9 protein-coding genes are annotated in these 12,024 nt (G+C 64.8%); 2 read left to right on the forward strand and 7 right to left on the reverse strand.

Features of this window, described 5'->3' with window-relative positions; translation table 11 throughout:
* Positions 1-144: 144 nt before the first annotated feature.
* From ACFOYU_RS07725 to ACFOYU_RS07735, 3 genes are all read right to left on the reverse strand, one after another.
* Positions 145-2,712, reverse strand: a complete 2,568-nt coding sequence (locus ACFOYU_RS07725) for a DNA translocase FtsK (protein WP_377033107.1) — start codon at positions 2,710-2,712, stop codon at positions 145-147.
* Between the two features lie 246 nt (positions 2,713-2,958).
* Positions 2,959-4,419, reverse strand: coding sequence for a hypothetical protein (locus tag ACFOYU_RS07730; protein ID WP_377033108.1), 1,461 nt, complete (start codon positions 4,417-4,419; stop codon positions 2,959-2,961).
* A 710-nt stretch (positions 4,420-5,129) separates the two neighbouring features.
* Complete coding sequence (locus ACFOYU_RS07735; protein WP_226740479.1) at positions 5,130-5,639, reverse strand: MucR family transcriptional regulator; 510 nt, start codon at positions 5,637-5,639, stop codon at positions 5,130-5,132.
* Between the two features lie 230 nt (positions 5,640-5,869).
* Between ACFOYU_RS07735 and hpf the strand changes: the two genes are divergently transcribed.
* Complete coding sequence (gene hpf / locus ACFOYU_RS07740; RefSeq protein WP_377033109.1) at positions 5,870-6,247, forward strand: ribosome hibernation-promoting factor, HPF/YfiA family; 378 nt, start codon at positions 5,870-5,872, stop codon at positions 6,245-6,247.
* A 180-nt stretch (positions 6,248-6,427) separates the two neighbouring features.
* Here hpf and ACFOYU_RS07745 read toward each other — a convergent pair whose 3' ends face one another.
* Positions 6,428-7,459 (reverse strand): hypothetical protein, encoded by a 1,032-nt coding sequence (locus tag ACFOYU_RS07745; RefSeq protein WP_377033110.1) that lies wholly within the window; start codon positions 7,457-7,459, stop codon positions 6,428-6,430.
* An 8-nt stretch (positions 7,460-7,467) separates the two neighbouring features.
* Positions 7,468-10,359, reverse strand: coding sequence for a penicillin-binding protein 1A (locus ACFOYU_RS07750; RefSeq protein WP_377033111.1), 2,892 nt, complete (start codon positions 10,357-10,359; stop codon positions 7,468-7,470).
* 311 nt (positions 10,360-10,670) lie between these two features.
* Between ACFOYU_RS07750 and ACFOYU_RS07755 the strand changes: the two genes are divergently transcribed.
* Positions 10,671-11,072, forward strand: coding sequence for a hypothetical protein (locus ACFOYU_RS07755; RefSeq protein WP_226740471.1), 402 nt, complete (start codon positions 10,671-10,673; stop codon positions 11,070-11,072).
* Positions 11,073-11,109: 37 nt separating this feature from the next.
* Here the strand turns inward: ACFOYU_RS07755 and ACFOYU_RS07760 are convergent, their stop codons facing one another.
* Both ACFOYU_RS07760 and ACFOYU_RS07765 read right to left on the reverse strand, forming a co-directional pair.
* Positions 11,110-11,529, reverse strand: a complete 420-nt coding sequence (locus tag ACFOYU_RS07760) for a RidA family protein (RefSeq protein ID WP_226740491.1) — start codon at positions 11,527-11,529, stop codon at positions 11,110-11,112.
* Positions 11,530-11,549: 20 nt separating this feature from the next.
* On the reverse strand, positions 11,550-12,017 hold the full coding sequence (locus ACFOYU_RS07765; RefSeq protein WP_377033112.1) for an acyl-CoA thioesterase: 468 nt from the start codon (positions 12,015-12,017) through the stop codon (positions 11,550-11,552).
* Positions 12,018-12,024: the final 7 nt, after the last annotated feature.

Genomic DNA, 12,024 nt, shown 5'->3' on the forward strand with positions numbered 1-12,024 from the left:
GGCTGGAGGTGGCCTTCGGGCTGTTTCTCCTGCTGGTCTGCGCCCGGTTCGCCGCCAGCCTCCTCGTCTGAAAAACAAAACCGGAAAACAAAAAGGCCCTGCCGGTCCAAAACCGGCAGGGCCTTTCATTTGCGCCTGTCGCTCTCAGTCTTCGTCGAACCCGTCGGGACCGATCAGGATGTCGCGCTTGCCTGCGTGATTGGCAGGACCGACGACACCTTCCTTCTCCATGCGCTCCATGATGGAAGCAGCTCGGTTGTAGCCGATCTGCAGGCGGCGCTGGATGTAGGAGGTCGAAGCCTTCTTGTGGCGAAGGACGATGGCGACGGCCTGATCGTAGAGATCGGCGGAGCCCAGTCCCATGTCGCCTTCGTCGAAGACCGGGGTCTCCTCGGCCTCGATCTCCTCCTCATCCTCGGCCGTCACGGCCTCGAGGTAGACAGGCTTGCCCTGGCGTTTGAGATGGGCGACGACCTTCTCGACCTCCTCGTCGGAGCAGAACGGCCCGTGCACGCGCGTGATGCGCCCGCCGCCGGCCATGTACAGCATGTCGCCCTGCCCCAGAAGCTGCTCGGCCCCCATCTCGCCCAGGATCGTGCGCGAGTCGATCTTCGACGTCACCTGGAAGGAAATGCGGGTCGGGAAGTTCGCCTTGATCGTGCCGGTGATCACGTCGACGGACGGCCGCTGCGTCGCCAGGATCACGTGAATGCCCGCCGCACGCGCCATCTGGGCCAGACGCTGGATCGCGCCTTCGATGTCCTTGCCGGCCACCATCATCAGGTCGGCCATCTCGTCGACGATCACCACGATATAGGGCAGGGGCTCGAGATCCATGATCTCGTCCTCGTACACCGCCTCGCCGGTCTCCTTGTCGAAGGCGGTCTGCACCGTGCGGGTGATCGTCTCGCCTCGCGCCTTGGCCTCCGACACGCGGGCGTTGAAGCCGTCGATGTTGCGCACCCCCAGCTTCGACATCTTCTTGTACCGGTCCTCCATCTCCCGGACCGCCCAGCGCAAGGCGATGATCGCCTTCTTCGGGTCGGTGACGACGGGGGTGAGGAGGTGAGGAATGCCGTCATAGACCGACAGCTCCAGCATCTTCGGATCGACCATGATAAGGCGGCACTCCTCCGGCTTGAACCGGTAGAGCAGCGACAGGATCATGGTGTTGATGGCGACCGACTTGCCGGAGCCGGTGGTGCCGGCCACCAGCAGGTGCGGCATGCGCGCCAGGTCCGCGATCACGGCTTCGCCGCCGATGGTCTTGCCGAGGCAGAGCGGCAGCTTCTGCTTCGAGGTCTCGAAGTCCTGGGAGTCGAGGAGCTCGCGCAGGAATACCGTCTCGCGCTCCTTGTTCGGGAGCTCGATGCCGATGGCATTGCGGCCGGGAATGACCGCGACGCGGGCCGAGACCGCGCTCATGGAGCGGGCGATGTCGTCCGACAGAGCCATGACGCGCGAGGACTTGGTGCCGGGGGCCGGCTCCAGCTCGTAGAGCGTCACCACCGGGCCGGGGTGAACATGGATCACCTCGCCCTTCACGCCGAAGTCGCGAATGACCTTCTCGACGCGGCCGGCCGTCTCTTCGAGGATGTCCTCCGTGAGTGCCGGTCCTTCCCGCAACGGCGGTTCGGCAAGGTATTCGATATGGGGCAGTTCATAAGCCGAATGCCCGAACCGGACAGGCTCCGGCTCCGCGCGGCGCTCCATGACAGGAGCCGGCAGAGCCCGACTCGCGACGGGTTCTACCGGCATGACAGGAGCATCCGGGCCTGCCCCGATATCAGCCTCGTCGTCGTTATCCGCCACGGCAATGGGAGCGGCCTGGACAGCCATCGTCACCGGCAACGCCGCTTGCGGAGCAGTGTGCGAAGGCCCCTCCCCTGCCGGAACTGCCTGGCTGACGCTGCGCGCGGCGGGCCACTCGCCCTCGTAGAGCGACAGATAAGCGGTATCCACGTCATCCGCCTCGACGCTCGCCACCGTCGCTCCCGCTTCCGACCGGATCGGCGCCTCTTCGCGTGAGGGTGCGGCCTCGCTCTCGACCTGAGGGGCCGGTTCGCGGGTGATCGGTTTGGCGACGCTGTCGACCTGGTAATCGCCCATGTGCCAGGAGAAGGAGACCGCATAAGGAGCCGTCAAGGGAACCGGCCGGGCAACTTCGGCCGAAGGCATCATCTCGGAGGCTGAGACTTCATCCGCTTCCCTGACCGGCTCGACCTGTACGCCGCGACGGGCCTCCAGCGGCGCTCTCGGCCCCGGATGTTCCCGCTCGGGGACCTTGTTGGAAGGAGCCGCACGATCATCGGGTGCCTGCGAGGCATAGGCCGAGCGCAGGGCTGCAATCTGGTTCCTGACCGGAGGCTCCTCATGCCGCTGAGGCGGTGCCGACGGGGTCCGAACCGGCGCCACCGGCCTTTGTGGGGCCGGCGCGGGCGCGCTGCTGCTCCGACCGCTGCGCTCCCGCAGGAACTTTTCCGGGGTTCGGGTGGAGGTGACGCCCGCCGAGACCACGAAGGCCTGCCACCAGGCAGGCTCGACGCCCCGGTTGCCGGGCTCTGGACCGGTCTGGTCCGGCCCTGCGGCTGAGGCTGTCTTCTGGGCGTGATCGTGGCCCCCGCGCGGAGGATGCGCGTCGGCACGGGAATCGGACTGATGCGAATCAGGACTTGGGAAAGGAGCGGACAAAGGCTTTCTTGTTGATTGCATGGGTTCTGAAGGGTTGGAGCGGGGCGTTTCGCTCCGCGGCTGACGTGGATCAGCAATGTGGATCCGACAGGTAAAAAGAGGGTTAGGGTCGGGTGCTGCGGGACCCGCGACCGGACCCTTTCCCCAGGCCGCCGGCCGCATAAGCCCCTGTGCCGTCAGGAACCTTTGCCCTTCTTACGGATTGCCGTGAGCAGCTGAAAAGAGGGTCTATCAATGCCAAACACAACTGTTGCCACGGGCTCATTCTCATCGCGCAAGGCGGCCGATCAGGCGGTTCAGCGCCTGGTGACCAGCGGCTTCGCCCGGAACAGCATCGAACTCCAGGGCCATCCGGACGACGACGGTTACGATCTGCTGGTCCACACCCGACAGGACAACCTGCACCGGGTGCAGCACCTCATCGAAACCTCGGCCCCCGCCTTTGCGCTCGAGCGAGGCGCTCGGGGTGCCTTCCGTACAGCGAAGGCCCACCCGTTCCTGCTTCTCGGGGCAGGTATCGCGGCCGGCGTGGCGGCCTATGCCCTCTTCGCCACGGGCGGACGGAGTTCCGGTCGGAAAGGCCGCTCGAGCCGGAGGCGCTGAGCGCCCGGGTAGAGCACCCCTCGCTCCCTGGAGCGGCACGAAAAAAGGGGCGCAATCTGCGCCCCTTTCCTTTGTCATTCTGAGTTTAGCGGTGATTTCCGCCGCCTCGGCCGCCGCGTCCTCCATCACCGCCGCGGCCTCCGTCACCGCCGCGACCGCCGTCGCCACGACCTCCATCGTCACGGCCTCCGCCGCGGCTGCCACCCCGGTCGTCACCGCCCGATTTGCCGCCACGATCTCCGCCGCGGTCGTCGCCACCGGACTTGCCGCCACGATCTCCGCCGTGATGACCGCCGCCGTGCCCGCCACCGGGCTTGCCGCCGTCATCGTCACCTCCGGGTCGACCGCCACCATGGTGACCTCCACCATGGTGCCCGCCACCATGATGTCCGCCACCGTAACCACCGCCCGGCCGGCCGCCATCGTCGTTACCGGGCTTCCCACCACCGTGATGGCCGCCTCCGTGGTGGCCGCCACCTCCATGGTGTCCACCGCCATGGTGCCCGCCACCGTGACCGCCACCGGGCTTGCCGCCGCCATGATGGCCACCGCCGCCATGGTGTCCGCCACCTCCATGGTGTCCGCCGCCGTGACCACCTCCCGGCTTTCCACCACCGTGACCGCCGCCGTTGTGGCCGCCGCCAGGATTTCCGCCACCGTTATTACCGCCACCGGGATTGCCGCCGTCGCCGGGGTTCGAACCGCCTCCACCTGGATTCGATCCGCCTCCGCCAGGGTTCGAGCCGCCACCAGGATTGGATCCGCCGCCCGGGTTGGAACCGCCTCCACCGGGGTTGCTTCCTCCGCCGGGATTGCTCCCTCCCCCGGGGGTCGATCCGCCGCCCGGATTCGACCCGCCACCGGGGTTCGAGCCTCCACCAGGGGTATCGCCGCCACCGGGATTGGCACCTCCCCCGGGAGCGCTGCCGCCGCCGGAATTGCCACCACCCGAACCACCTCCGCCCGAGCCGCTACCGCCCGAGCCGCCGCCCGAACCGCCGGAACCCGTGCCGCCGCCCGAGCCTCCACCTCCCGCGGGTGGCGAGCCTCCGCCCTGACCGGGCGGATTACCGGCGCCCGGATTGCCTCCGATGGAGCCGGTTCTGTCCATGGGGGTGCGATCATCGTCGGCATTCCGAGTATACTGGGTCGCAATGCCGAGTGAGGGGCACTCCCAAACCTGACGGTAGCCGAAGAGACCCCGGATCATGACCTGTCTGCAGTTGCGCTGATAGGCTGGAGCCACGTTCTCCGTATAGACGGGCGCTGCAACGGGAGCCGGTGCGGCTGCATAGGGATTGGCCCCCGAGCGGACGCGCTCCCTAGCCGGAGCCGCTGTGCGGGTTCCGACGGAACCAGTGCGGCCCACGTAGCCCCTCCGGGCCGGTGCGCAGTTCCACACTTTCTGGGTGCCGCGGGGACCACTGACCAACTCAGGTCGGCAATGAGGACCCTTTACCGAACTCCTCGCGCTGAGATCAGCAGCCATCACGTTTGTCGAAGCCAAAAGGCTGACCCCTGCAAGCAGGTAAAAGTATTTCATCGCCAACTCCAGTGCTCGTTACAGTCTCGGTTGGAGCAACGTCGGACGAAATACCCAGTTCAGGAATATCTTGAACTACTCAATTGGGAGAGCTCTGTCTTAACCCATAGGGATTATCGAAAAATATACCCCTTTTTAGGGTGCCATTTGCTTCCTAAAGAAGCCCCCCTTAATTTTCCGACCTTCGTGGAACCGGGGCTGTGGACAAGGGTGAACGCCCCTGCCCTGTCTCAGGGCAAGGTGCGCGGAAGCAATGTCGAGGAATCCACCGGCAGACGGGGTGCCCGCGGAATTATTTGCTCGCCTTGGCCTTCTTGGCTGACGCCCGGCGCTTAGGCTTGGCCGGTTCGGCGGGAGCGCTGACGCTCTCCTGCACCGAGGCGGTGGCCGCTGCGGCCTGCTTGCGGCTCTGGCCCAGCCCGAGCCCCTTCGCGAGCTCGGAACGACGCTGGGCATAGTTCGCGGCCACCATCGGGTAATCCCGCGGCAGGCCCCACTTTTCCCGGTACTCCTCGGGCGTCAGCCCCAGCTTCGCCAAGTGTCGCTTGAGCGTCTTGTAAGGCTTTCCGTCCTCGAGGCTCACGAGATAATCCGGGGTCACCGACTTGCGGATGGGAACCGCCGGCTGCGGCCTCTCGGTTTCGGCCTGCTTGGGGGCACCCAAGCCCTGAAGAGCGGCATGAACAGCCGCGATCAGTCCCGCGAGATCGGAGGTCTGGACCGAGTTATGGGTAACATAGGACGAGACAATGTCTGCGGTCAGCTCGACAAAATCAACTTTCTTCTCTTCTGCCTGGTCCATTGTCTCTCCAAGACTTGAAATGCTGGAAACTCTTTAGATCTTCCAAGAAGGATGGTGCGTCAACCGTCTCGGACGGCTGATCTCACTTTTAGCAGCAAACCATGCTGGAAACCCGCGAAAATACGGGCGGAGCGCACGTTATCACGGCAGAAAAACGATGCCTTTCTGCCGCGGAAACTTACCAAGGATAACATCGTTCTTCCTGCTGGTACGTCCAAAAGGAGCATGGGATGGACTTGGCAAGCGCAGAAAAGACAATCACCGTCAAAAGCTCGAGCGTCGAACTGAGCGACGCGTTCCGCGATCAGGCCCAGCAGGGAATTGCACGTGTCGCGGGCAAGTATTTCGGACATCTCAATACGGCCTCGGTGCATGTGAGCCGTGAGGGAAGTCACTTCCGCTGCACCGTGAACATCCAGATGGGCGCGCTCAAGACGATGAGCGCCGAGTCACAGGACAAGGATTGTTATGTCGCCTTCAAGGCTGCGCTGGAGAAGGTCGAAAAGCAGCTGCGGCGGGCGAAGCGCGAACTGCGGGAAGACAAGCCCACCCGCGTCGACAAGGATCAGGCCCTTCGCGACGGATTGAGCCCAGAGCCGTCCGCGTGAAACAAATCTGCCTTCGCGGTATTGAAAAGACAGATATCGATACCATCTAAGCTTTAAGCCGGTCGCGATCTCACGCTTGACCGGAGACGGCCACGGGCCGGGATGATGACGCCGGATGTACGCGCATCGTTCCGCCATCGTGGCCGTTGGCTTATTTAGTCCACCCTTTCCGATACGGCCTCATTGATCCAGCAGCTGCGCGATGGCGCGAATGCGGTTGCGCGTGTAGTCCGGCAATCCGGCGCTGATGGAATTGCCGGTGTTGAACGAGCTCTTGCCCATCAGCACCTGCACCGGGATGAGGTTTCTCAGTACGGGAACGCTTCCGAACTCGCGCTTCCGCTCGAGCACGTCCGTCTCGATGCCGAGGGCCATGAACACGGTCGTGACGGTCTTCGCCGGATCGGCCGGATGTTCCTGCAGCACCGCCAGCAGCTTTCCGAACTGCATCACCTGGTTTACGTGGAACAGGGTCTGTTCCATCACCCCCGCAACGGGAGTGTCGAGCCCCGTGAGCTGAGCGAGCGCTGCCGAATCCACCTCCTGCGGCTGCAGCACCCGAAGCTCGCTCTGGAACTCCATGAATTCCGAGATCTTCTTCTCGCCCTCCTCGAGCTTGTTGGCCAGCCGAATGCCCATGGGCAGCTTCCCTTCGAGGGGATAGCGCGACTCGATGCACAGGCTCTGGGGCGCCTCGCACCAGCGGCGGCTCGGGTGACGGCTATGCGCGCTGGCGGGATCGACGTTGGGACGCGCCTCGGCCGCCGTGATGCGGCGGTGCTTGATCGCGGGATCGAGCTTCTCCAGCATGTCGAGGCTCGCATAGCGCGCGAGATCGAGCGTATTCGGTGCCTTCGCGATTTCGAAGCGCGCTTCCACCACATAGACGTGGAGCTTCTCGGTGTAAGGCCGGGTCAGGCCATGGACCGAAACCTCGATCCTCGGCTCCTTGTAATCGGGGAACGGGCTCAGGAACTGCTTCTGCAGCGGCTTCGTGCGGGCCCATTGCTCGAACGGGACGAGCCCCGCATCCGCCTCGTCCGACTGTTCGCCGCCGTGATCGCTGAAGACGATCGTGCCCGACTTCAGCTGCGAGGGCTTAGTGGCGGTGACGGAAGGCACCTCTTCGACACGGAACTCCTTCGCGTGAGCCGCACCCAACGGGGCGACGCAAAACCCCAGAACGGCAAGCGTACCGTGCAACGACAACATGAACTTCATCAATAAACCCGCCCATAACCCCAAAAGTAATCCGGATCGACCCGCCGAGGACGCCTCGGCCGCTCACCCTCCCACCATCCAGGCCCGACATCGGGGTGACGGGGGACGGGCACCTGAGCCGGCGGCCTTTCGAACCACCCTGGCTCCTGCGCATAAGGTCCGCTGTAGTAGGGATCGCCGTAGGCTCCCAGTTCCTCGCCATCGCTCCAGGGATCCGGATGACGGAACGCGTAGGCTTCCGCCTGAGGCACGAGGGCGAACTGGGTCTCCTTGAGCTGCCCGAAGCGGTTCAGCCGGAAATGCTCCGTGAAGGCCTTGCCTCCGCTGGTGATACGATCACCCGTGTCCAGATCGATGGGCAATGCGATCAGCTGCCGTGCGGCCTCCGGTGAAGGCGGGCTGAGCACCGTCTTCGGCGCATGATGTTCCCAGGCTGCCTCGATGATGGTCCGGAAGATCGGCAGCGCCACCTTGGCGCCGGTCTGCCCCCGTCCGAGGAAACGGCGCTTGCCGTCCGCATTGTCGTAGCCGACCCACACCGCGACTGTGACGTCGTTGGTGAAGCCGACGAACCAGGCATCGTTCTCGTTGTCCGACGTGCCGGTCTTGCCCGCAACGTAAGGCGCCAGAGCCCGCATGGAGCGAGCGGTGCCGCGCTCCACCACACCCTGGAGCATCGTCTTGAGCTGGTAGAAGGCGGCCCGGTCCGCCGAACCGATCGGCACGAGTGACTGCGCCTTTCGCCGGTAGACGGTACGCCCACCCTCCTCCACCGCCTCGAAGGCGTGCGGGGACGGCATGGCCCCCTCGTTCGCGACGGCAGCGTAGAAGGCGGCAAGATCCAGGATCCGCACCGGCTGCGCCCCGAGCACGAACGGATAATGCGGCACGCATTCCACATAGAGCTGCGCTTCGAGGGCGAGTTCGCAGACGCGGCGCAGGCTCTCCTCCGGATCGGCATCGATGCCGCCGTCGAGCAGGCGAGCGGTGACGAGGTTCTTCGAATTTTCGAGGGCGCGCCGAAGGGTGAGAATACCGGAGCGGCCGCCGTCGTAGTTCTTCGGCCGCCAATAATCTCCCGCACGGGCATTCGCCTCACCGCCGACGGGCGGCAGCGTGACGGGGGTGTCCCAAATGAGCGTGTTGGGCTGCAATCCCTTGGCCAAGCCCGCCAGATAGGTCAGCGGCTTGATGGCGGAACCGGGCTGACGGTGCGCCTGCGTCGCACGGTTGAGCTGGCTCAACGGATACGAGAATCCTCCACTCATCGCCAGGATGCGTCCCGTCTTGTTCTCCAGGACGACGGCCGCTCCCTGCACCGTGGCAGGAGCCCGCAACTCGGCGCGCGCGCCGGCCTTGCTCTTCGGCTCGGCGATCCTGACCCGCACCACATCATAGAGCTTGAGGTTGCGCCTCGCGGCCTCCCACGCGGTCAGGGGCACGATCCGCCCGTCCGCGAGCCCCACCCGCAGAACGTGGGCGCCGGTCTTCCGGTTGCGTCCCTGCTCCACCACCACGGCGGCGGGCCAATGCACGTCGTAGAGCGGCAGACGCGCGGCCTCCAGGGCGCGGCGCCACGCCGGCGCAGCGTCGGCTCCCTGCGCATCGGCCTGCAGGTTCTTCACCGCGGCGGCGAGGTTGAGTTCGGCACCCTCGAACCGCTGACGCCCGATGCTCATCTCGTACCGGGCGAGCCCCTCCTGAAGAGCGGCCTCGGTCGCCTTCTGCAGCGCCGCATTGAGGGTGGAGCGCACGGTGTAGGAGGAGGCCGTCAGGCTTTCGATCCTTGCAAGCGTCCGCGCATCCCGTCCGAGGTGGTCGACGAAGTGGAAGCCGGTGTTGCGCGTCGGGCGCTGGAACGCCACCATCCGAGGCAGGGGCCCGAGAGCCTGCTTCACCTGATCCGGCGAAAGCGCCCCGTCCTCCTGCATCCGGCTGAGCACATAGGCCATTCGCTCCTGCGCCCGCTCCGGGTGCCGGTCAGGACTGTAGTAGTTCGGCCCCTTGGTCAGACCGGCGAGGAGCGCCCCCTCCGCAACCGTCAGGGCCTTGGCGGATTTGCCGAAATAGCTTCGCGCCGCCATCTCGACGCCCCAGGAGGTGCGGCCGAGATAAATGGAGTTGAGGTAGATTTCGAGGATCTCGCCCTTGCTGAGCGTCTGCTCGATTCGGGAGGCGACGATCATCTCCCGCATCTTGCGTTCATAGGTGACGTCGTCGCCGACAAGCAGGTTCTTGGCGACCTGCTGGGTGATGGTCGATCCGCCCGCGGGACGCCCCGGCTTCGCCATGTTGGTCATGAACGCGCGGATCACGCCTCGCTCGTCCACGCCCTTGTGCTGGTGGAAGCGCTTGTCTTCGGCCGCGATGAAGGCTTGCTGAACCGGCACGGGAATGTCGGACAACGGCACCCACATGCGCCGATGATCCGGCTCGTAGACCTCCGCGAACCGCTTGCCCTCCCCGTCGAGGATCACGCTGACGCCGGGAAGCCTGAGCCCCTTGAGCTTGGCCGCATCCGGCAGATCGGCCACGGCACTGTTGTAGTATCCGATCACCTCGCCGAGATCGACCGCCGGCGGCTCGACCTTCTCGTCCTTGCAGAACTGGCGATAGCTCGCATGGAGATCGTTGAAGCTGAGCCCCTGGAGCACCTTGAGATCGCCGGTAACCCCCTGCGGGTCGTCCATGGCGGTCGCGATCAGCTCGTCGAGATCGATGTCCTCGATGTCGAAGGCGCGCCGCATATGCGAGCACCCGTCCTTCAGGATGCGCGTCACCTCCTCGCGATCCTGCACAGGGTCGAAGGAGGTCTTCACGTTCTCCGGATCGGCCACGACCTGGCTCAAGGTGAGCGCCGTCGCGAAGATCTTGACGAGGATCGTGCTCATGACGCCATCCGGATCCGGCAGGTGCCTTGCATCGGCAACATTCCAACCTCGCTGGGGACAGTTGCGGGGAGGCCCGTCGATCCATTAATGCGTAAATCGTTCATGCTGAATGGGAGCTGGACAAAAAGGCTCTTTAGGGGCGGACGGCTCCGACCAGGCTCGAATCCACACCACGACCCGCGCCACAACCTTCACGGTTTCGCGACACGATCACGAATATGGGAACGGCCCAAAAGGATAGGTCGCCTTGTGACCTAGGCCGCAGGTGCCCATTTTCGATGCCTGAGCGTCACTATTCGCTTGGGTAACTCATGACGAAGCGCATCGAAGAGCTGGAAGCGAAGATTGCCGAACTGCGCGAGGAGCTTAGGCACGCCGAAGCCGCCCTGTGGCACGAGAAGATGCGACAGCCGAAGATCGGCGACTATGTCCGTTGCCCGCTGACGAACTTCTACGGGCGCGTCACCAATGTCGTTCCTCGCCCCCATGGCCGCCCCTGGGTCGAAATCAGACCCTTCCTCGCGGAAGGGCTGCCCGGGCAAGGCACCCTCGATCTCTATGACAACTGGGAACTGATCGACCCGCCGAAAGGCGAGGAGAGCTGGCCCTTCGGCGGGCAGTCGGAGGAGCTTCCGATCACTCCCATCGCATGGCCGAGCAAGGGGCGATCCAGCCATCGGCTGAAGCCGAAATACTACCTCGTGAAATGGTAGGCCTCCCCGGGATGCGCCAGGGAGGCAGTAATCGCGCTTATTCGGGCTTGGGCACGACTGCGGTCGCCTCGATTTCCAGGCGCGCTTCCTTCTCGACCAGACGCACGACCTGAACGAGAGCCATGGCCGGATAATGGGTGCCGAAGACCGCCCTGTAGGCGCGTCCGAGCTCGCGCAGGTTGGCGAGATACTCGTCCATGTCGACCACGTACCAGGTCAGGCGCACGAGATGCTGAGGCCCCGCCCCGCCCTCGGCGAGGATGGCGCTGATATTCTCGAAGATCTGCCGGGCCTGCCCCACGAACCCCTCGGCAAATGCGCCGGTCTCGTCCCAGCCGACGATCCCGCCGGTCACCAGGACCCGGCCCTCCGCCATGATGCCGTTGGCATAGCCCTTGGGCGTGGGCCAGTTCTTCGGATGAAGGATTTCGAGCCCGTCATTTCGGACGGTCTGCATGGCTGGACTGAGAGGAGCTGTCACTGGCAATTCTCCTGATAGCGTTCCAAGGCCGCTCGGAGATCGTCCGGGAGCGCGATGGAGGTATGGGATTCGAGGGAAGTCGTCACGATGACGAAACGCGCCACGAGCACGGGCTCGGACATCCGAAAGGCATGGATGCGGAGGGTGAACGATTTCTGCCCGATCCGCTCGACCGTCACGGCGCAATCGAGCCGGTCGCCCATGAAGCCCGGCCTGTGGAAGTCGGCGCCGGCATTGGCATAGCCCAGCCCGATCCGGCGCGGTCCGATCATCTCATGGTAATCGATGCCCAGCGCCTCGCCGAACCAGTCTTCGACGACGCCGTTCAGCAGGTCGAAATAGCGTGCGAAATAGACGATGCCTGCCGGATCGCAATGGGAAAATCGGATGGCGACCGTTCCACGCCAGGCGCGGTCGCTCGGCATCGCCAGGGTTCCTTGGGGCTGTCCCGGTCCATCGTTCATGGCAGCA

Source organism: Microvirga sp. GCM10011540 (assembly GCF_042650665.1).
GTDB lineage: Bacteria > Pseudomonadota > Alphaproteobacteria > Rhizobiales > Beijerinckiaceae > Microvirga > Microvirga lenta.